General features: G+C 56.5%; 18 protein-coding genes. 6 read left to right on the forward strand and 12 right to left on the reverse strand.

The features are described 5' to 3' along the window. Positions 1-141 precede the first annotated feature (141 nt). Positions 142-771, forward strand: coding sequence for a MarC family protein (locus tag QE408_RS16155; protein ID WP_306932927.1), 630 nt, complete (start codon positions 142-144; stop codon positions 769-771). A gap of 82 nt (positions 772-853) precedes the next feature. Further along, positions 854-2,008 (forward strand): HPP family protein, encoded by a 1,155-nt coding sequence (locus tag QE408_RS16160; protein ID WP_306932929.1) that lies wholly within the window; start codon positions 854-856, stop codon positions 2,006-2,008. 31 nt (positions 2,009-2,039) lie between these two features. Here QE408_RS16160 and QE408_RS16165 read toward each other — a convergent pair whose 3' ends face one another. Together QE408_RS16165 and gloA are read right to left on the reverse strand one after the other, a co-directional pair. Next, positions 2,040-3,242: a D-Ala-D-Ala carboxypeptidase family metallohydrolase gene (locus tag QE408_RS16165; protein WP_306934824.1), complete on the reverse strand. Its 1,203-nt coding sequence runs from the start codon at positions 3,240-3,242 to the stop codon at positions 2,040-2,042. A 145-nt stretch (positions 3,243-3,387) separates the two neighbouring features. Further along, positions 3,388-3,828 carry a lactoylglutathione lyase gene (gloA, locus tag QE408_RS16170; RefSeq protein WP_306932931.1) on the reverse strand — a complete coding sequence of 147 codons (441 nt, stop codon included), beginning with the start codon at positions 3,826-3,828 and terminating at the stop codon, positions 3,388-3,390. Positions 3,829-4,058: 230 nt separating this feature from the next. Between gloA and QE408_RS16175 the strand changes: the two genes are divergently transcribed. Both QE408_RS16175 and QE408_RS16180 read left to right on the forward strand, forming a co-directional pair. Further along, a complete protein-coding gene (locus QE408_RS16175) occupies positions 4,059-4,637 on the forward strand; it encodes a cold-shock protein (protein WP_306932933.1) in 579 nt (192 codons plus the stop codon). Further along, positions 4,637-5,110, forward strand: a complete 474-nt coding sequence (locus QE408_RS16180; RefSeq protein ID WP_306932935.1) for a DUF192 domain-containing protein — start codon at positions 4,637-4,639, stop codon at positions 5,108-5,110. Before QE408_RS16175 ends, QE408_RS16180 begins: the two co-directional genes overlap by 1 nt. Positions 5,111-5,236: 126 nt before the next feature. On the opposite strand, the gene QE408_RS16185 is transcribed toward QE408_RS16180, so the two are convergent. Beyond that, complete coding sequence (locus QE408_RS16185; RefSeq protein ID WP_062427358.1) at positions 5,237-5,485, reverse strand: BON domain-containing protein; 249 nt, start codon at positions 5,483-5,485, stop codon at positions 5,237-5,239. 189 nt (positions 5,486-5,674) lie between these two features. On the opposite strand from QE408_RS16185, the gene QE408_RS16190 reads away from it, so the two are divergent. Beyond that, complete coding sequence (locus QE408_RS16190; protein WP_306932937.1) at positions 5,675-5,944, forward strand: DUF982 domain-containing protein; 270 nt, start codon at positions 5,675-5,677, stop codon at positions 5,942-5,944. 52 nt (positions 5,945-5,996) lie between these two features. Here the strand turns inward: QE408_RS16190 and QE408_RS16195 are convergent, their stop codons facing one another. The 6 genes from QE408_RS16195 to cckA form a co-directional block, all read right to left on the reverse strand. After that, complete coding sequence (locus QE408_RS16195; protein WP_306932939.1) at positions 5,997-6,947, reverse strand: phosphatase PAP2 family protein; 951 nt, start codon at positions 6,945-6,947, stop codon at positions 5,997-5,999. A gap of 59 nt (positions 6,948-7,006) precedes the next feature. Further along, positions 7,007-7,348 (reverse strand): AzlD domain-containing protein, encoded by a 342-nt coding sequence (locus QE408_RS16200; RefSeq protein WP_306932941.1) that lies wholly within the window; start codon positions 7,346-7,348, stop codon positions 7,007-7,009. Then, entirely contained in the window at positions 7,345-8,100 is a 756-nt protein-coding gene (locus QE408_RS16205) for an AzlC family ABC transporter permease (RefSeq protein WP_306934825.1), read from the reverse strand. The genes QE408_RS16200 and QE408_RS16205 overlap by 4 nt, the downstream gene beginning before the upstream one ends. A gap of 276 nt (positions 8,101-8,376) precedes the next feature. Then, a complete protein-coding gene (gene clpA, locus QE408_RS16210; RefSeq protein WP_306932942.1) occupies positions 8,377-10,875 on the reverse strand; it encodes an ATP-dependent Clp protease ATP-binding subunit ClpA in 2,499 nt (832 codons plus the stop codon). A 10-nt stretch (positions 10,876-10,885) separates the two neighbouring features. Then, positions 10,886-11,239: an ATP-dependent Clp protease adapter ClpS gene (gene clpS / locus QE408_RS16215; protein ID WP_062427364.1), complete on the reverse strand. Its 354-nt coding sequence runs from the start codon at positions 11,237-11,239 to the stop codon at positions 10,886-10,888. A gap of 303 nt (positions 11,240-11,542) precedes the next feature. Beyond that, positions 11,543-14,149: a cell cycle histidine kinase CckA gene (cckA, locus tag QE408_RS16220; protein WP_306932944.1), complete on the reverse strand. Its 2,607-nt coding sequence runs from the start codon at positions 14,147-14,149 to the stop codon at positions 11,543-11,545. A gap of 514 nt (positions 14,150-14,663) precedes the next feature. Here cckA and QE408_RS16225 point away from each other — a divergent pair. Then, positions 14,664-16,031 (forward strand): flagellar biosynthetic protein FliO, encoded by a 1,368-nt coding sequence (locus tag QE408_RS16225; RefSeq protein WP_306932946.1) that lies wholly within the window; start codon positions 14,664-14,666, stop codon positions 16,029-16,031. Between the two features lie 372 nt (positions 16,032-16,403). Here QE408_RS16225 and QE408_RS16230 read toward each other — a convergent pair whose 3' ends face one another. The 3 genes from QE408_RS16230 to QE408_RS16240 all read right to left on the reverse strand — a co-directional run bounded on the left by QE408_RS16230 (position 16,404) and on the right by QE408_RS16240 (position 21,458). Next, entirely contained in the window at positions 16,404-19,529 is a 3,126-nt protein-coding gene (locus QE408_RS16230; RefSeq protein WP_306932948.1) for an efflux RND transporter permease subunit, read from the reverse strand. A gap of 2 nt (positions 19,530-19,531) precedes the next feature. Then, the gene (locus QE408_RS16235; protein WP_306932950.1) at positions 19,532-20,674 is read right to left on the reverse strand and encodes an efflux RND transporter periplasmic adaptor subunit; all 1,143 of its coding nucleotides are present in this window, start codon (positions 20,672-20,674) and stop codon (positions 19,532-19,534) included. Between the two features lie 145 nt (positions 20,675-20,819). Further along, on the reverse strand, positions 20,820-21,458 hold the full coding sequence (locus QE408_RS16240) for a VOC family protein (RefSeq protein WP_306932952.1): 639 nt from the start codon (positions 21,456-21,458) through the stop codon (positions 20,820-20,822). Positions 21,459-21,507: the final 49 nt, after the last annotated feature.

Consider the following 21,507-nt stretch of genomic DNA (forward strand, 5'->3'; position numbering starts at 1 on the left):
TACACAGTTTTCTGCAGGCATCAGAGCAAAAGCCGAGGCCGGGGGTTCCAATAGCGCTTCCTCTTACCGAGCATTACGCTAAAACAGGTCACAGACACCTGTAAACGCCAGGAACCGGGTGGCATCAGAACAGGGGAAGGCATGGCAAGCACAGAACTCTTCATCAATGCCCTGACGACAATGCTCGTCACGCTCGATCCACCGGGACTGGCACCTGTGTTCCTGGCGCTGACCATGGGCATGACCCGCGCTCAGCGCGGACAGGTTGCCTTGCGAGGTTCGTTGATCGGCTTCGGAATCCTCGCGGTATTCGCTCTGTTCGGCGCGTCCATCCTGGAACTGCTCGGCATATCGCTTGGCGCGTTTAGGATATCCGGTGGCCTACTGCTTTTCTGGATTTCCTTCGAAATGATTTTCGAGAAGCGGCAGGAGCGAAAGGAGAAGACGTCCGAAGTCGCGGTTACCCAGGATCACATCCAGAACATCGCAGTGTTCCCTTTGGCACTGCCTCTCATCGCCGGTCCGGGCGCCATCTCTGCCACCGTGCTGATCTCCGGCACGATGGAGACGAGCTTCGATAAAGCCCTCTTCATATTGCTGCTCGCCTTCAGCATGGTCATCGTCTTTGCCGCGCTGCTTGCAGCCGATCGGCTGGACCGCTTCCTCGGCAACACCGGCCGCGCCATCCTCACTCGCCTGCTCGGTGTGCTGCTCGCAGCGCTTTCCGTCCAGTTCGTGGTGGATGGAGTAAAATCTGTCATGAACGGCTGATTTTAAAGGCGATATCTCCGCGACAGATTTTTCATTTCTGGGTAAAAGCCCAGTCCGAAGGCCATCTGCATTTGGAAAGAAAATGAAAAACCTGTTGCGGCTCATCCTGCCGGAAGCGACACCCGTCAGCTACAAGGAGCGTTTTCGTGCAAGTGCAGGCGCATGGATCGGCATCCTCCTCGCAAGCCTGATCGGATACGTCGTCGTCGGCGCGGGTCTTTCACTCCCGGTCTTGATCGCGCCCATGGGTGCGTCTGCCGTGTTGCTCTTTGCCGTCCCCTCCAGTCCACTGGCGCAGCCGTGGTCGATCCTTGGCGGTAACACCGTTGCGGCGCTGATCGGCGTCACAACCGCTCTTATCGTGCCTCAGCCCGTTTTCGCTGCCGCTCTTGCGATTGCCATTGCTATCGGTGCTATGATCAGCCTGCGATGCCTTCACCCGCCCAGCGGGGCGGTGGCGCTGACCGCTGTTCTGGGTGGCCCTGCGATCCACGACCTTGGCTACGGATTCGTTTTTTGGCCGGTCCTTGGCAATTCGGTGGCGCTTCTGGTGCTCGCGGTCCTCTATAACAATTTTACCGGACGGCCCTACCCGCATTCCATCCGTTCCCAAGCGACAGCGCATGGAATGAAGGATCCAGCACCGAGAGAGCGGATCGGCTTTTCCTCTGCCGATCTGGACGACGTACTGAAGGACTATGACCAGGTTCTCGACATCGATCGTGATGACCTTGAAACAATTCTGCGCCGCACAGAGCTCCGGTCCTATCGCCGACGCGCGACCCATCTCGATTGCGCCAGCATCATGTCCCGCGATGTCATTGGCGTAGCGCCAGACGATTCGCTGAGAAACGCCCATGGTCTGATGCGCAGCCACCACCTCAAAGCACTACCTGTCACCAACGATGTGGCGGAAGTCGTGGGCATCGTCACCCAGATGGATTTCCTCGACAAGGCGAATTGGACCAATGGCCGCCCACGCATCGGCTTCCTTCAACGGTTGCGGCTGATTGGCACTGGCAAGCCAGCACCCAACGACACGGTCAAAGACATCATGACGTCTCCTGTAAAGACAGTCTCGCCGAAGACGGCCATCGAGGACGCCATTGTCATCTTCGCCGAACAGGGCCTGCATTACTTGCCGGTGGTGGACGCCAATCACAAACTTTCTGGGATGATTTCCCAGTCAGACGTCCTGGTACGAATGCTGGCCGACAGGGCAGCTTCCACACATTGAAAATGGCGCGGCGTTGATGGGCTTGGCCGGATCAGCTGCTGGTGCTGGTTCTACGGCAAGGCCAGTTCCAGTCCCGGCTTTCACCAATATCCATATGAACCGATTCCGTGTGGCAATAGGTGCCGACGCCGCCTCTCCCGGGCAAAGAGCGCAAATACTCTGCAAGATCCCACTTTGAGATGCCCTTGATCTGAATGTCCACCGCTTCACAGGTGAAGTGCTTCGATCCGTGCGTGGTGCCCTTCGGCGGTCGATAGCCGGAAGTGATGATCGCGGGCTTGCGATAATGGGATTCAAGCTGCTTGATCCGACGGACAAGCTCCGGCTTCAGGCATCCGACATTCACTTGGTTCGTCTGCAAGACGAGCCCATTGGGTGCGATGCGCGTCAATCCAGACATGGATGCCAGTTTCATCAAACCGGTAGGCTTGTCGTCATCGTCATCAAGATGGCTTTCGTCAAAAGACACCGAAGCCTTGCGGCTGGAGGCAACGGCGGGCTGCGCCAAGCCACCTGGTGCCGCTACAGCATCCTGTCCCGTTGCACCACGCTTTTTGGGAACGCCAGCGAATAAGGCGGCGGCCATTGGGATGTTCTGCGGACCCTGCGACGGCTCCTCGTCCGGCGAGGACTTGTCGCTCGCAAGGGAATTTGTCGGGACGGTGGTGGAAGCCGCAGGAACTGCATTGGACGACTGGTCTTGAGGAGTTTGCGGTGCAGGCTCCACAGGGGCGTGGCCTTGGGAAGAATAAACGCTCTTCAGAGCGGGCACGATCCGCCGCGTTGGAGCATAGGCTGGAACGCTGTCCATATCTGCTTGGCCAGTTTGCGCAGCGCCGCCGGAGAAAATGCTTTGTGACCCAGCAGCAACACCCGTTGGCTGCATGGCATACGCCCCATTTGGCTGGTTCGGGCTGTTCTCGCCTGCCTGCTGCTGTGGCGCCTGTGATGCGCCGCTCTGCATGGGTTGAGCTGCTGATTTACCGGTAGCCGCCGACACCATTCTGGGATCGACGTAACCCGGTCGAGCAGCCTGCCCATCGGCAGGCGCGGAGGTCTGCGTTCCATCTGGGGCTTGCTCGGGTGCCAGAGCCGCCGGGTCTATAACTGCCGCAACATCCTTGCCATCTGTCTTTGACGAAACACAACCCGAGAGCAATAGGAGCGACACGGCGACTGATGAGGCGATCGCTACTGCGCCGCGCGATTGTCGTCGCTGCTGACCAGTCTCCATTTTCAAAAGGAAAAACCTCCGCATCCTGCGCTATGACCGCACCGAAAACCCATCCATTTCGTCAGCGCTTCACGCCAAACCGAAACTACAGGACTCACTGGTCGACCACGGCGAAACGCGGAGGATTGCGTGTCTGCCTGCGGTCTTACCAGGAACCGGTGTTCTCCATAGATATCCATGGCTCGGCTGGTGCCAGGCTTGTGCCCTTTTGCAATATCTCGATGGAGATGCCATCGGGCGAGCGAACGAAGGCCATATGCCCATCACGCGGCGGGCGGTTGATGGTGACGCCAGCTGCCTGCAGCTTGGCGCAGATCTCGTAGATATCGTCCACCTCGTAGGCCAGATGACCGAAATTACGTCCGCCGCCGTAATCCTCGGTGTCCCAGTTATAGGTCAGTTCGAGAGCCGGTGCCTTGTTCTCCGTTGCCGCTCCCACGTCATCGCGCGCAGCGAGGAATACGAGGGTAAACCGGCCCTTCTCATTTTCAATGCGACGAATTTCCTGCAAGCCGAAAATGTCAGAGTAGAATTCGAGCGACGCCTTCAGGTCTTTGACACGAACCATGGTGTGTAGATAACGCACTATATATTCCTCTCATATGTAACGTTCGGCTTAGGGGCGCGATCCTAGAGCTTTTAACGCGAAGACGGAAACGTTTTAGACGATGCCCGTCAGCCTTGAGCAAGCCCTGATCGTTAAAAACCACTCTTGAAACTGAAAACTAGGACTTGCGTATAACCGTTACTGCAATGTTAATCTCTTAGTAGGGAATCAGTTGACCGGTAGTGGTGCGTATTGAGGGGCTGGGCAAAATGGCTGATAGAATGTCGTCGAAGAGCGTCGCCGAATTCGAAGATTTTTCTGGCGATGCCGTTGACCTGATCGAGATCACCGGCGTCGTTAAATGGTTCGACGTGGCAAAAGGTTTCGGCTTCATCGTGCCGGACAACGGTATGCAGGACGTCCTTCTGCACGTGTCTTGCCTGCGACGCGACGGCTACCAGACCATTCTGGAGGGCACTAGGATCGTTGCTCTCATCCAGCGGCGGGACCGTGGCTATCAGGCGTTTCGCATTCTCTCGATGGATCAGTCGACGGCTGTTCATCCATCCCAGATGCCGCCGGTTCGTACTCATGTTCACGTAACACCCCACAGCGGCCTTGAGCGCGCCATTGTCAAGTGGTTCAACCGGACCAAGGGTTTCGGATTCCTGACGCGTGGCGAAGGAACCGAAGACATCTTCATCCACATGGAAACACTGCGCCGCTTCGGCCTTACCGAGCTTCGCCCTGGACAGGTGGTTCTTGTGCGCTACGGTGATGGCGACAAGGGGTTGATGGCCGCCGAGGTACATCCCGACAATCCAGCCAGAATTGGAATGGCGCACTGATGACCCGCTCTAACATTCGTTGTATTGCAAGCGCCTTTTTGGCGCTTCTCTTTTTTGTGGCGTCTGCTGCAGGCGCCGCGGCTCAAGAAACCTTTCCAAGCGAAAAGCTCGAGATCATCAGCACTGCGGGCAAAACACAAACGTTCACGGTAGAAGTCGCGAACAGCGACAGTCAGCGCCAGCAAGGGCTGATGTTTCGCAAGTCCATGAGCGACGATCACGGGATGCTGTTTGATTTCAAAGAAGACAGAGATGTCATGATGTGGATGAAGAACACCTTCATCCCACTCGACATGCTCTTCATTTCCAAGGCAGGAAAAATCACCCACATCCACACAAACGCGGTGCCCCATTCTGAGGACATCATCAGTTCAAATGGACCGGTGCGCTATGTTCTGGAACTGAATGGCGGCGCTGCGAAGAAGCTTGGTATCACCGTTGGCGACACGGTGAGAGCAGCACAGATCAGATAAAATCTCTAAATAATTCCGGCGAGAGATCGCCAGCGCCTTGTTAGATGGGTGCAAAATACCCAACCCAGGCTTCACCAGCATATTTGGATACGATCAAGCCGGGCAGCTAGGCCCGGCTCTTGATTCTCAGTAAACTGGCTCTACATGGCTAAGAATACGGCAGTTCGAAATGGACGACGCCAGACTAATGGCCGTCTCGATCGCCTCGACGGAATCGGCAGTTCCCTGCAGATAGATCACGTCATTTTCAGCTGTTGCTGAGATGTTGGATTTCTCAAGGCCCGATTCGAAGGCCAGAGCAGATGTAATAGCCTGACAAACGCCAGCCATGCGGTCGCCGAAAAAGCTTTCCTGAATTCCAGACAGATTGAACATAATCGGGCCTCCTTCATTAAGAGCAGTGTTAACGCGCGAACAGATCTTTTGTTCATCTCCGGTTCATGTGTTTGTTCATTTTCCATTCATCTTGAAAAAAAGAAACCCCTAATGTGTTCACTTTTTACGTGATCGGGAACCGAATCGTGAGGCTGGGGTTAGTCGTGCGCGGTGAGAGAGGAGAACGCGATGCTTATTCATAACTCAGAGCCTTGCCATCACGCGCAGTGGTGCAAGCCTGTCGCAGTCCATCTACCCATGTGCGCAGCGATAGAAATATACAGCCCGCTCGTAGCGCTTGAGATGCTCACATATCGCTGGCCCGACGAGCACGGTCCGGAATACGAATTAGCCAAAAAGCAGTGCCTGGATGCAGTGGCCGGACGTTGTGATCTGGAGGCAGCCCGAGAGGCGTTCCTGCTCGCAAGCAGCCGAGCACACGTCTTGACCGTCCACTAACGAGGGCATGCCTATATCGGAAGTTGGGGGAGCGCGTTCGACGCTCCCTTTTTTAGTTTGGCGTTTGCGTCTCAACGCCTGGAGACGGACGCGCGGATCCATGCCCGTCGGCTTCCATTCGATCAAGAAGCCAACGAGCCGACGGGCAGATAAACGCGAAGGCGAGCATTCCCCCAACAATATCACAAAGGTGATGACCGCCTTGTACGAGCACGGCAGGGATCATGGTCAGATTGATAGCGATAGAAACCGCTACTAGGAAGCGATAACGAGGAACGAACCACACTGACATGGCCGCCATGAAGATGTGAAACGACGGGAATGCAATCAAGCCGAGGACGGAGGCTGGACTTAGATAAGTTGGTCCTTCACCGCCGAGCTGTATCAACTCCTTCCCGTAGTCCGGGGTGACGGCGAGAGGAGTAGTCTCAAGGACCCACTCGGGCAAATCTTGATAGGCACTGGGACCATAACTTGGAAAGAAGATCCAAAAGATGATACCCGCGAGAGCCCCGAGCACACCCGTCAGCAGGAAATGTTGGAGCCGTCGATAGTCGCCACTAAAACCTAGGATGATGATCGTGAGCAAAAGCTGCGGCAGCGATGTCATGTATACGATGAAGAGTGCCCTCCCGATCAACGGGACGTGCGCCACAAGCTCTACAGCACTGCGCCAGTCGTATCCAATCACGCCATCGATATGAATAAGTGCGTGGTCGATCGTCGGATATTGGATCGGCAGAAACATGTAATTGAAAACAGAACCGCAGATGGAAAACAGGATGAACAAACTTGCCGAGATCAGTGCGGCAGCCATCCTCTCCTCTCGCTTCTTCGATCGGTAAATGTGGCCAAGAAGGAGCAGTCCACCGCCAATTGCCAGTGACAGGCTGTAACCAGCGACATCCACGCCAACGCCTTTGACCGCGACTAGAACAAGATCGACGGCAAACAGCGCGCATATGATCGAAAAGACGAAGCGTTCTGCCCTTAGAAAATACAACGGAAGAATCCTTGCTGGAAATATGCAGCAAGATGTTAGGGCGCCAGACTTAACATCCTCTATAGACCAAGGAGAAGAAGGCCAACCGCGAGGACTGCGATCGGCACGATAACCCCGACGATGACGCGCTGACCGCTTGCAAGAAACGCAATGAATCCGATGAGAGCAGCACCGATCCTAAGCTCCATAGGCGAGTGGAACAGCGCCCCCGTTGGGAAAACGATGAGTTTCGCTGTCACCGCCATCACCAGCGCGGTGGCAACTGCCCTCACCCAATGCAAAGCCTCCGAGTCTTCCTTCAGCTTGTTTCCAGCCACCACCCCAAGCCACCGCCAGATGTCGGTGGCGATCCAACCGGCAAGAGCGATGAAGAGATAGGGGGCCCACCACACGTCTGTCATGGCTCACCCTCCGTCGATGATGGGACAATCTTGCGACGAAACCAGAAGCGGTCGATGAGGTAGGCAAGCGTCCCCCCGCCAATGCCAGCGTAGAGAATGTCAAACTCAGGCTCGATCATGGCGAATAGCGGCCCACCGATGACCCCGATGATGAAGGCCACCTTGACGACCGAGTGCCGCGCTGAGGCCCATATGGAGGAGATGAAGTAAACCGGCGTCAGGAAGAACAGCACGCCGGCGACAAGCGGCGGGAAAGCAGCGACCACGCCGTAGCAGATAGCAACGATCGCCGCATTGATAAGCGTGAGAGTGATGCCGAACCCTGCAAACCACGCCACTCGCGCTTCACGAGGCACTTTCGTCAGATTCTGCGTCGCATAAACCCAGGCCGTAATCGCCACAAAATGCGAAAGGAACAGCAGCAGCCATGTGGGGGTCTTTGCTGTCCGCATGTCCGGTACGATGGACGCCACCATGGGCATCATACGGATCGACGACAATGTCACCGCCAGGAAACACGCCGCCATCCCTGCTCCGCTCACCATCGACCCAATCAAAATCATCTTGGCCGGCAAGGCCCAGATGGTCAGCGTCATAAAAACCGCCTCTCCGCGCGTGACGCCGGACTCCAGCGCAAAGGCGCTGAACCCTACAAAAGACGTCATGAGAATAAGCGCAGGAAGCGAAAATATTCCCATCATTCCTCTTGCAAACCAGAGAGGAAGAGAATGCGTGTCATCATATGCAGACATCGGCAGTTCCGGATGCAATCGATAATTTGGCAGGACTTGGGAGAATCGGTTGGATGCTTCAGCACAAGCCGACGCTTGTCTATCACGCTTTTCAAGATCTGCGCGTCTAAAATGACGCAAGCGGTTTGAAAGGCTGTCCAACAATCTCAGAGATTTGGCTCTCGTGCCATCCTCACCCCTCACGATCCAACGCGTAGACGTCGAGAGTTGAGGCAAAAGAAAAAGCGGCGGAGAATTTTCCCCGCCGCTTATCCGGAATGTCTCCGTTACGTCATATCACTTTTTCTTCGGGACCTTCGGAACGGTGTTGCCCTTGCGACGTGGCTTGGCATCGTCATCCTTTTTGTCGGCATCAGCCACCAAAACCTCGGATTGCTCCTCAACCTTGGAGGCCTTGGCTTTCGCCTTGCCAGGAGACTTCGCAGCCTTCAGCTCAGCTTCAGGCTTCGGCTTGACAGGTGCCGTCTCTGGCAACACGTCGAGTTTCAGGCCGTCCTTGCCGTCTTCCTTCTTGTCCAGGCTGACGCTGACGACGCCACCCTTCTTCAGCTTGCCGAAGAGGATCTCGTTTGCCAGCGGCTTCTTGATGTGTTCCTGGATAACGCGTCCAAGTGGACGGGCACCCATTTTCTCATCATAGCCCTTCTCTGCAAGCCAAGCGACGGCATCGTCGTGCAGATCGAAGGTAACGTTACGTTCGGACAGCTGGGTTTCAAGCTGCATAACGAACTTCTGGACCACCTTGTGAATAACCGCCGTCGGCAACGGCGAGAACGGAATGATCGCATCCAGACGGTTGCGGAATTCCGGCGTGAACAGGCGGTTCAATGCCTCTTCATCCTCGCCCGAGCGCTTGGACGAACCAAAGCCGATGGCAGACTTTGCCATCTCCGACGCGCCCGCATTCGTCGTCATGATCAGGATAACGTTGCGGAAGTCGATCTTCTTGCCGTTATGATCGGTCAGCGAGCCATGGTCCATGACCTGCAACAGAATGTTGTAGATGTCCGGATGGGCCTTTTCGATTTCGTCCAGCAGAACCACGGAATGCGGGTGCTGATCGACACCGTCTGTCAGAAGACCGCCCTGGTCGAAACCGACATAGCCGGGAGGTGCGCCCAGCAGGCGTGAGACCGTATGACGCTCCATATATTCCGACATGTCGAAGCGCAGCATTTCCACGCCGAGAGACGATGCAAGCTGCTTGGCGACCTCGGTCTTGCCAACGCCGGTCGGACCGGAGAAGACATAGGAGCCGATTGGCTTGTTCGGTTCGCGAAGACCCGCACGCGCCAGCTTGATGGCGGTGGAGAGTGCTTCGATGGCCGTGTCCTGACCGTAAACCACCGAGCGCAATTCCTGCTCGAGATTGGCAAGAACCATCTCATCATCTTTCGAGACCGTTTTCGGCGGAATGCGTGCCATGGTCGCGATCGTGACTTCGATTTCCTTCTCGGTGATCAACTTGCGACGCTTGGAGGCGGGAAGCAGCATCTGAGCAGCACCCGTTTCATCGATCACGTCGATTGCCTTATCGGGAAGCTTGCGGTCGGAAATGTAGCGTGCCGACAGCTCCACAGCAGCCTTGATGGCTTCGTTGGTATAGCGAAGATGATGATACTCTTCGAAATAGGGCTTCAGGCCCTTCATGATTTCGATGGCATCATCGATGGAAGGCTCGTTGACGTCGATCTTCTGGAAGCGACGAACCAACGCACGATCCTTCTCGAAGAACTGCCGGTATTCCTTATAGGTCGTCGAACCGATGCAACGGATTGCGCCGGAAGACAGAGCAGGCTTCAAAAGATTGGACGCATCCATTGCACCGCCGGATGTTGCGCCGGCGCCGATCACCGTATGGATCTCATCGATGAACAGCACGGCACCCGGAAATTCTTCCAGTTCCTTGACGACCTGCTTCAAGCGCTCTTCAAAGTCGCCGCGATAGCGCGTACCGGCAAGCAGCGTGCCCATATCGAGCGAAAAGATCGTGTCGTTGATCAGCGCTTCGGGCACCTTGCCTTCGACGATACGCTTCGCCAAACCTTCAGCAATCGCCGTCTTGCCGACCCCTGGATCGCCGACATAAAGCGGGTTGTTCTTCGAACGACGGCAGAGAACTTGTATCGTGCGGTTGACCTCTTCATGACGGCCGATCAGCGGATCGATCCGGCCGTTGCGGGCCTTGTCATTAAGGTTGACGCAATAGGCCTTGAGCGCATCCGGCTGCTTCTTAGCGCCGGACGCGTCGTCCTCCGCGCCGCCGTTACGGGCAGCCTTCGGTTCGCTCTCGCCCTCATCCGCACCGCGTGGCGTGCGGGTCTGGGAAGACCCAGGACGCTTGCCGATACCGTGAGAGATGTAATTCACCGCGTCGTAGCGGGTCATTTCCTGCTCCTGCAGGAAGTAGGCAGCGTGGCTTTCGCGCTCGGCGAAGATCGCGACGAGTACGTTGGCACCGGTCACTTCTTCGCGGCCGGACGATTGGACATGAATGACGGCGCGCTGAATGACACGCTGGAAGCCCGATGTCGGCTTGGAATCCTCGTCATATCCCGTCACGAGATTGGAGAGTTCATTGTCGACATAGTCGATCACCGTCTTGCGCAAGGTGTCGAGATCGACATTGCATGCGCCCATGACGGCGGCTGCATCGACGTCATCGAGCAGCGCAAGAAGCAGATGTTCGAGCGTCGCATATTCGTGGTGACGCTCATTGGCAAAGGTCAGTGCCTGGTGCAGCGCCTTCTCGAGACTCGGGGAAAAAGTTGGCACGTTGCGATCCTCATTTCTTTTCCATGACGCATTGCAGCGGATGCTGGTGCTGTCGGGCGAAATCCATGACCTGGCTTACTTTTGTCTCTGCGACCTCATAAGTAAAGACCCCACATTCACCGACACCATGCTGATGGACATGCAGCATGATGCGGGTGGCGGCATCCCTGTCCTTCTGGAAAAAACGCTCCAGAATATGAATGACGAACTCCATGGGAGTGTAATCGTCGTTCAAAAGAAGAACACGGTACAAATTCGGTCGTTTCGTCTTAGGCTTGGTGCGGGTGATAACAGACGTGCCGCGGTTCGTGCCGCCGTCCTCCCCTTCGCTGTCGCCTTGCATGTAGATCGACTTAACGATCATTTTTCATCATTCTCCAAAATCAAACCCGCAAGCGATGAAGGGTGCGAGCAAGAATTTCGCCTCTTCTTATTTAGGTCTGTATTAGTCGATTTTAAGCCCCTCGCGCTGCACTGCAATCACTAATCTGTTTGCATCCGGCGAAATGTAGAAAGATGTCCGACGGCTTCAGGCTCAAAGGTGAGCCTCCCTCCCATATTTCAACATACAGCGGAGAAATTGTGCGAAAGTTGCGCGGCCCTTTATCGCCGCGCCGTCACAAGACGGTTATTTAGAGACCAGATTGAAGCCCCAATGCGTGGCGAATTAATTCTCACCGTCCAACATTTCACGCACAGCAACCGCAAGCTGCTTCAGCGAGAACGGCTTCGGCAGGAACCCGAACTTGGCATCGGCCGGCAGGTTCTTGGCGAAAGCATCTTCGGCATAGCCGGACACGAAGATGAATTTGAGATCGGGATAGGACTTGCGCAGCTCGCGCAGCAGCGAAGGACCGTCCATCTCGGGCATGACGACGTCGGAGACAACGATATCCACCTTGCCTTCAAGCTCCTCCATCACCTCCAGCGCTTCGGTGCCGGAACCGGCTTCGTGGACAGTATAGCCGCGCGTTTCCAGCATGCGTTTGCCACCGCGGCGTACCGCCTCTTCGTCCTCCACCAGCAGTACCACGGCAGACTTTCCGGTAAGATCGAGCGGTTCGTCCTTGGTTTCGGGCTTTGCAACGACGGCTTGCGCCGCCTGCTGGCCCTCTGCACCCTCGGCAACCGGCACGGGCTGCACAGCCTCGACGACATGGCGTGGCAGCAGGATACGGAAAGCAGTTCCCTTCCCAACTTCCGATTCCGGATAGATGAAGCCGCCGGACTGCTTGACGATGCCATAGACCATGGAAAGGCCAAGTCCTGTTCCCTTGCCCACTTCCTTGGTGGTGAAGAAGGGCTCGAAGATTTTGTCCATGATCTCGGGCGGAATACCCGTCCCGGTATCGGCAACCTCGACCATCACCATGTCCTCGGCCGGAAGCTCGCTCTTGCCGAAAGCCGCAACGTCCGAGGCCAGGAGATTGCGCGTGGTCACCTTGATTTTACCGCCATCAGGCATCGCATCGCGGGCATTGACGCAGAGATTGATCATCACCTGTTCGAACTGCGAAAGGTCGGTTTTTACCGGCCAGAGATCGCGCCCATAATCCACTTCCAACTTCACATTGGTACCGGAGATCAGCCGGTCGACCAGCATGCGCAGATCGCCGATCACGTCGGTCAGATTGAGCACGGCAGGTCGCATTGTCTGTTTGCGTGAGAAGGCAAGCAATTGCCGAACCAGCACGGCAGCGCGGTTGGCATTGCGCTTGATTTCCATCAGGTCGGCAAAGCTCGCATCCGCCGGCCGTGCCTGTAGCAACAAATGATCTGACGACAGCAGAATTGCAGTCAGAACATTGTTGAAGTCATGGGCAATGCCACCCGCCAGCGTGCCGACGGCATTCATCTTCTGCGTCTGCGCCATCTGGGTTTCGAGCGCTTTCTGCTCGGTCACCTCAATGGCGTAGACGATCGCCATCTCTTCCGGCGCCTCGTCATTCTGGTCAATCACCGCATTGACGTAAAAGCGGAAGTGACGCGCCTCATCCTTTGGGTGGCGAGAATCGAATGGCGGAATATCGCCTTGCCGATCCTTGGCGGCGCTCATAGCATGGGCGAGCTTCGCCTTCTCATTATCATGCAGCACCGTCTCAAAGGGAACGGCATTCTCAATATCATCGCGACTGACGACACCAGAGAAAAGCTTCAGGAACGGCGCATTGGTGCGCAAGATGCGTCCCTCGCCATCCAACGACGCGATAGCCATTGGCGTATTGTTGAAGAAGCGGGTGAACCGCATCGCCGATGACGATTCCGCGTTCTCTTGCCCCTTGGGCCGCATCAGAACCAGTGTCCGGCTTTCACCGGGGGCGCCGTCGCGCGCCGCCGTCACCTGATGAACGAGGCGTGCTGGCATGCTCTGTCCGTTGACCCGACGCATGTCGAGATCGAGCATTTCGGTCCGATTGCTACCCGCGTGTGGCTGAACCGACTCGATCAGCGCCATGCCCTCGCCTGCGACGATATCGGAGACATTCAGTGAGCCTGGAGAGAACTGCGCAAGATCGATGCCGAGCCATTCGGACAGCGTGGCGTTGAGATAAACGATATCGCCCTTGCGGCCAGCGGAAAAGAAGCCGGCTGGGGCGTGGTCGAGATAATCGATGGCGTTTTGCAATTCGCGGAAGAAACGTTCCTGATCCTCGCGCTCGGCAGTGATATCGGCAATCTGAAAGACATGGAGATCCTGGCCGTTGACCTCCTTTAGCAAGCGCGCCTTGAGCCGGAACCAGCGCGGGCCAGGCTGGCCGGCTGCTGATTGGCTGAGAGGCTTGAGAAGACGGAACTCCTCGTAACCGTCCCGTCCCTCACGCAATCCGTTGATGAGGCGATAGAGCGCTTCCGTCGATTCCCGGTCACGCGAAAGAAGTTGTTCAAGGCTCTGTATGTCCGTCGCCCTTGTCGCGCCGGTCATCTGGCAATAGGTGGCGTTGGCATAGACCAGGCGCCCCTTGGTATCGGTGATCAGTGTGCCATCGGGATGCGACGAGAGAAACCGCCGCGCCATTCCGTCGGACTGCGACTGTGGCATGACCTCTATAAAACCAATCACCGAAGAGACGAGGAAGAAAATCCCAAGCATGGCGAGCACGCCCAGAATGCCGAGCACGATCTCGTTCTCAAGAGAATCCTTAAAGTAAACGAAAGCTACAGCCGCAGCGACAAGCACAAGAGCCAGCAACAGGATGCGAAGCACGGTGGCGGAACGCCCACGCCTGTCCACCAAGGGGAAGTCGTTATCAGTGGTTTGACGCACCTTGGTCATCGAGGTTTTTACCCTTGCAGTTCTGCTGGTGGGATGAATTTGACATTTGCTACCCATACGCGGCGATCTCGAGAATCAAATGTCAAATTCGCAAACTCCACTAGAAACAAAAACTTACTAGTGGCCTTGAAGATTTTGACATTTGCTCTCGAGTCCTCTGCAAGCGGTAGTAAATGTCAAAATCAGACCACTAGCTGTTGTGACATGACGAAAAACAGCCGCCTCGCACGGAATCGCTTCTATATCCTTGTAGCAATTTGCATAAATATCAAAAAGCTTCGTCCATCTATAAGCGCCGCCCATGCACAACCAATAACGATATCGGCAAGCTGCGCGCTCTGAGACAAGCTCTATAGTCAGGTGCTTTCGTCAAACTTGCAGCAAATTCGTGGACGAACAGGATAAATTCTTGTGCCGAGCGAAAAAAAATCGTCTTTTCCGGTCACGTTCTGTGAACAAATGTAATGCGGGTACATTTCCGCTGCACGAAATGGCTGAAGGGACCGGCTGCATTATGGAAGATTTTATTGGCGCATATGGCAATCGCCTGATTATTGCAGTGGTGGGCGTTGGTGCGGCATTGCTGCTGCTCGCCATCGTCCTATGGTTTATTCGCAGACGCAGCGGCTCTGCGCCATTTATTCGTGGCGGGCGAAACCGGCAGCCACGACTTCAGGTATTGGACGCTACCGCAGTCGATGCACGCCGTCGCTTGGTCCTCGTTCGTCGCGACAATGTGGAACATCTGGTGATGATTGGCGGTCCGACGGATATTGTCATCGAAAGTGGTATTGGTGCGATCCCATTCATGAAGGATGTCCGCGATCCGCAGGAAGACGCTCTGATTGCGCGCGATGCAGACCGCAGCCTCTCCGCAGACCGACAGCGCAGCATTGTGCAGGCACCGCAAGAGGATGTTCGCCCTGCAGCAGCATCCGTGGCCCCGGAGCTGAAGAAGCCCGCTTCTGACGAACCTAAAAAGCCCGCGATGAGCGCAGCACCCGCGAAACCTGTACCCTCGCCTGCCCCAGCCGTTGCAGCAGGCAGGCCAGCTCCGGCTGCCATACCAGCGCAATCGCAACCCGCAGTCCGAAAGCCCCAATCGACTCCACCCGCACCTACCGTCTCAGCTGCAGCCCCGTCCACATCGTCCCCGGTGCGGGAAACCCCAGCACCGGTCACGCCACCAGCCCCCAGAGCACTCGCCCGCGAGCCCATCGCGCCAGCCATTTCGGTCGTACCTCCAATCGTTGCTGCCGCCATGATGCAGCCGGATGACGACACAAAACCACCTGTAGCTTCAGCCTCGCCAGAGCCAGTGGTTTCCGAGCCACCCGCCGCTTCCCCAACATCAGCGATGACTCCAACTGTCGCACCGATGGTGTCCGCCTCCTATGAACCGAGTTTTTTTGAACCGCCACTGACGGCAGAGCCCGTCACGGCACAAGACCCCGGGCCGGTAGGACAGAGTGAGCCGTCCGTGACCGAGCAAAGCGCGATTGATGTTCTCGACGCTACCCGCGATCACGTGCTCCCCGCCTACCGGGCAGCACCTCCTATTACGACAGCACCCGCTGCTCCTGCGGCACCGATTATCGCAAAACCGGAACCGCTCGCTGCCAGTGACAATGGGCCGGTCTTTGGCGACCAGTTGACAAGTGATTTCGAAAGCTTCCTCGAGGCAGAGATCGCCAAGAGCAACAATGCCAACGCCGATCTATCCGCGACACCTGCGAATGCACCCGCCGTCAACCTGGATACCACCACACCGGACCCTCACCCCGAGCCCAAGTTCTCAGAAGCCCCCGTTGCCGCTGAGCGGGACGTTCAGAAGGAAATGGCTCGTATCTTTGGTGAGATGTCGGTGACGCGCGACCGATAGTCATATGTAAAGCCGACGCCAGCGCGATACTGTGAGCCTTATAGCGATCAGTGTCGCGCTGGCGTTTCACTTTCAGGCTCATTGAAAGGTCTTTGCCGTCAATGGTCTTGCCAAGCGTGTCAGCTCTGAGGCTTCAAAAAGGTCGATACGCGAGCTGCGTCGCAGCCGCGGCCAGATGTGAGCTTCACAGTGCGTGTTCAAGCCGATCTCACATGCGGCGTTCTACTCTTCGGCAATCATAGCCGGGCGTAGCGTATCGTTAAGGAGCTATTCAGCGAAAGCGGCAGACGCTTGTCTCCCAAGCTTACGAAAGACACTGTTCTCTTAGACCCACGGTGGATTAACGCTGGCTCCGGCACGTCATCCCGTTGATCAGGCAGTCGCGACATCGCCAGCGGGCTCATCATTCCTGCGCCTTAGCTTATCGAGCAAAAGATAGATGACGGGAGTGGTGTAGAGCGTGAGCACCTGGCTGACCATCAAGCCACCGACGATGGCATAGCCCAACGGCTGCCGAAGTTCCGCGCCGGATCCGTGACCAAGAGCGAGCGGTATGCCACCCAAAAGAGCTGCCATCGTCGTCATAAGGATCGGTCTGAAACGCATCTGAGCGGCTTTGACGATCGCCTCCTCGCTCGACAATCTCTCCTCTCGCTCCGCCTGGATGGCGAAATCGACCAGCATGATCCCATTCTTTTTGACGATACCGATCAACAGAATAACCCCGATCATGGCTACCAGCCCAAAGTCGAAGCCGGCCACCTGCAAGGCCAGAAGCGCGCCAATACCCGCCGAAGGCAAAGTCGAGAGGATCGTTAGCGGATGGATGAGGCTTTCGTAGAGCACGCCGAGAATGATGTAGACGACAACCAGCGACGCCAGGATGAGCAGAGGTATGGTGCCAAGCGAATCCTTGAAGGCCTTCGCGCTACCGGAAAATGATGTTTGAAGTGACCCCGGCGGATGCATGTTGGATACGGCATTTTCAATCACAGCCGTCGCATTCCCCAGGGCGACATTGGGGGCAAGATTGAACGAGATAGTGACCGCTGGCGATTGACCCTGGTGCGCAATCGATACCGGAGAGGTTCCGTCCGTCGTCCACTTCGCCACCACAGAAAGCGGAACAAGCGTCCCGTTGCTTGCTCTGACCGAGAGACGATCGAGCGTGGCAATGTCTCGCTGCAAGTCGGGCAAGACCTCAAGAATAACGCGGAAAGTGTCGGTCTGACTGGAGAAGGAGGCAACCTGGCGCTGACCGAATGCATCGTAAAGCGTTTCGTCGATCGTGGAAGGAAGCACGCCGTAAAGCGTTGCTGCCGCGCGGTCGATCTTGATCGTCAGGTTGGGTGCTTCCGCTTGCTGATCGCTTCCGACATCGCGCAGTTCGGGCAGCCCAGAGAGCTTGCTGGTGATTTTATCCGACCAGTTGCTCAGTTCCGCGATATCGGCATCTTGGAGCGTAAACTGATATTGGGTTTTCGCCGGGCGCGCACCAATGTTGATGTCCTGTGCCGACTGCATGAAGAGCTTGATACCCTGCTGCGCATTTAAGGCCGCGCCCAGCCTGTCGATCACCTGTTTTGCGCTGACATCACGTTCTTCCAGAGGCTTCAGGGTAATATTGACGTGGCCTTGGTTTAGCGCATTGCCACCATTGCCACCGCCGATGTCCATGAAGACACTGTAGACGGCGGGATCTTTCATGATGATCTCGCTGACACGCTCCTGAAGCTTCGCCATCTCGGTAAAGGATATGTCGGGAGAAGCCTGTGAAAGACCAGCGATGAACCCTGTATCCTGCTCCGGAAAAAATCCCTTGGGCGCGACGACAAACAGATAGCCAGTGACTGCAATAGTCGCGAGAAAAATGAGGAGCGTCAAAAAGCGGTGTCGGATGACTGGCTTTAGGCTCCGAATGTAGAGCGCCGTCAAACCGTCGAAGAATGCTTCTCCCGCCAGATAGAAACGGCTGCGCTGATCCTTTTCAATTGGGCGGATGAATTTGGACGCCAGCATCGGCGTCAACGTCAGCGAGACGATGGCGGAAATGACGATCGCAACAGTCAGCGTCACGGCAAATTCCCGAAACAGGCGACCAATGATGCCACCCATCAACAAAATAGGGATCAGAACGGCAATGAGTGAGAGACTGATCGAGACGATCGTAAAGCCGATCTCCCGCGTGCCTTGGAGCGCTGCCTGCTTCGGCTCAACCCCGTCTTCGATGTGGCGGGTAATGTTCTCCAACATGACGATCGCATCATCGACGACGAAGCCGACGGCGACAACCAGCGCCATGAGCGACAGATTGTCCAAACTAAAGCCAAGAAGCCACATAGGCGCCAGCGATCCCGCAAGCGCAATCGGAAGCGTCAGCACAGGAATGAGTGTCGCGCGCAGGTTGCGCAAGAAAAGAAAGATGACGACAACGACGAGACCAATGGTCAGCATAAGCGTGAATTGAATATCCGTCACCGAGGCGCGGATCGTCGTTGTCCTGTCGGTCACCAGCTCCAGCTTCACCGAGGGCGGCAGCGAGGCCTGAAGTGCGGGCAATTGCTCCTTCACCGCATTGACGACAGCAATCACATTCGCGCCTGGCTGGCGAAAAACGTCGAGCGCGATCCCACGCTCGCCATTCGTCCAGTGCGCCATCTTGCTGTCTTCCGCACCGTCCGTCGCCTGCCCTATATCGCGAATGCGCACCGGCCCGCCGTTTCGATAGGCGATGACGGCGTCGTTCCATTCCGCGCTGCTGGAAATCTGGTCGTTCGTGTAGATCGGAAAGGTGCGTGTCGGGTCGTCGATGTTCCCCTTAGGCGCGCTAAGGCTGAGATTGCCGATGGCGGTGCGGACATCCTCCATCGTCACGTCGGCTTGTGCCAAGCGACCTGGATCGACAGCGATGCGGATGGCCGGTTTCTGCTTTCCGCCAATGTTGACGAAGGCCACGCCTGAGACCTGACCGATTTTCGAAGCAACGTTGCGCTCAATATACTCGTCGAGTTGCGGTAGGGTCAGCGTATCTGACGTTGCCGAAAGCTGCATGATCGGCGCGTCAGCAGGGTTTGCCTTATGCACCGTGGGGAGAGACGTCATATCTTTGGGAAGCTCACCCGCCGCTTCGCTGATCGCGGTCTGCACGTCGCTTGCCGCGGTCTCTATATTCTTATCGAGATCGAACTGCACCGTAATCGACGTGGTGCCGAGCGAGCTGTTCGACGTCATCTCGGTGATCCCGCTGACACGCGAGAGCGCCTGTTCGATCGGTTGCGCGACACTGGAGGCCATGGTTTCCGGCGAAGCACCAGGGAGATTGGCAGCAATCTGAATGGTCGGAAAATCGATCTGCGGAAGCGCTGAAACCGGCATGAACGGGTAGCAGATCGCGCCAACGAGGAAAATGCCCGTCATCAGTAGCCCGGTTGCCACCGGATGCAGGATGAAGAAATCGAAGAAGCTAGACGTGCGGTTCTGGTCCTGATCGTTTTTCATCGTTAGTTCGCCTTCTCGGCGAGTTCACCCGTCGGCGATCCGGTCCAAGGTGTGGCGCTGACAATCGCACCGTTGCCGATCCGCGATTGGCCATCCATGACAACCTCTTCGCCTTCTTTGATACCGTCTGTCACCAGCGCTCTTGCATCGGTCACGAAGGCCGTCTTCACGTTGCGTTTTTCCACCTTGTTATCTTTAGAGACGACATAGGCGTAGAGCCCGTCACGTCCTCTTGCCAGAGCCTTGTCGGGAACGACAACACCACTCTTGTGCTCGACTGTGAGCGTCGTCGCGACCGGTAGCCCGGGCCAAAGAGCGCCGTTGCCGTTGTCGAAGATCGCCTTGAGATGGATGGAGCCGTTGGAGGCGTCGACCGAGTTATCCATTGTCGTCAATTGGCCCTTTGCCAGGACGTGGCTTCCATCCGTGGTAATCAGGGTGACCGCCGCGATTTTTTCACTGAGCGCCTGACGGATCTCGCCGAACCTGTCACCCGGCGCGACAAAGGATACGGCAATCGGATCCATCTGTGTGATCGTCACGATACCATCCGTAGAGCTTGCGCTGATTACACTTCCCACATCGACTTGCTTGAAACCGGTGCGCCCCGAGATCGGGGCGATCACGGTTGCAAAGCCGAGCTGAGTCTCAGCGCTTTTGATCATCGCATCGTCGTATTGGACGGCGGCCGCGTATTGCTGGCTTAAGGCGTTCTTCTGTTCAAGGGTGGAGGCCGACGCGACCCCCTTTTCGGCGAGCGATGCATAGCGCTGTGCTTCAGTCTTCGCACTATTATACTGCGCCTCGTCTTGCGCCTTCTTTGCCTGCGCAGAAGTGAGTGCCGATGAAAGTTCGCGATCATCCAGCGTCAGCAGGACGCTGCCTTTTTCGACCATCTGGCCTTCGGAGAAGCGAATGGCCGTCACCTGACCGTCGATCCGCGGCCTTACCGTGACGCTCTGCAACGGATCCACAGTGCCGATACCGTTGATGACCTTGTCGATCTCTTCAACCTTCGCCTTGTAGACCGTGACGGGAACGGCAGATGCGTCTTGTGCGTGCACGACGGCTGGATGCAAGGTCAGCACTGCGCCGCCAAGATAGATCGCGGGGAGCGTATAAAGCGGGAGGAGTTTGGTGAACATGCTGTTGATCTCGCGCGCTGGCGTTCAAATTCAGCAGTAAACTCCGATCACATATTTTTGTTCTGACGTGATATTAATATTAAGAACTACTTTATCGCCTGTTGAACATAAACAAACAGAGGTTCGCCAGAAGGATGGTTACACATCAACCGATGAGCTTGACGCCGTTGGGAGTGTCTATCTCAGCGTAGTAGCGGAAATGCTCTCCTTCGATCACGGTCGGAGGGTCAATGATCTCGAGGTCTGCATAAAGCTTTCCAACCATAGCCGCCTCAGGATGCTGGATGTGGAAATTCTTCAACTGGAAGCCGAGATCCGGCATCGATGGCGCGGGATTTCCTCGCACACCCCAGTCCATCACCGAAGGCGCTACACCGCCACAGGGCAGAGATCCATCATCGGCCACCGCAAACAGCCACTCACGATCTCCACGCGACACCGTCTCCTGACGTCCAAGTAAATCGCCGTGCCGGGCGAGGACGCCTGCAAAGTCGCTGGTGCGTGTCACCCAACCGCCTAGCCGCCACCCCTCATCCCAGGCTGCCTGAACGGCGACCGAATCATCAAGCCCAAACCAGCGGCGTCTCTTTGGCGGCTCGGCCTCCGGATCAACAGCAATCACTTCCAGAAAAACATCCGTGCCGAGACGCAGCAGACGATTGTGCGTTCCCATCTGTGGGTGCTTACCACCCTGCGGCATGTCGACGCCGAGCGTAGCGCGCACATAATCGGCTCCAGCCTCCAGTGACGGAGCGATAATCGCCAAATGGTCCAGCTTCAACATCACGCACTCCCTCGCCTGAAAAGCAAAAGACCGCATTGCTGCGGCCTTT

This window comes from Agrobacterium larrymoorei, assembly GCF_030819275.1.
Classification (GTDB): Bacteria; Pseudomonadota; Alphaproteobacteria; order Rhizobiales; family Rhizobiaceae; genus Agrobacterium; species Agrobacterium larrymoorei_B.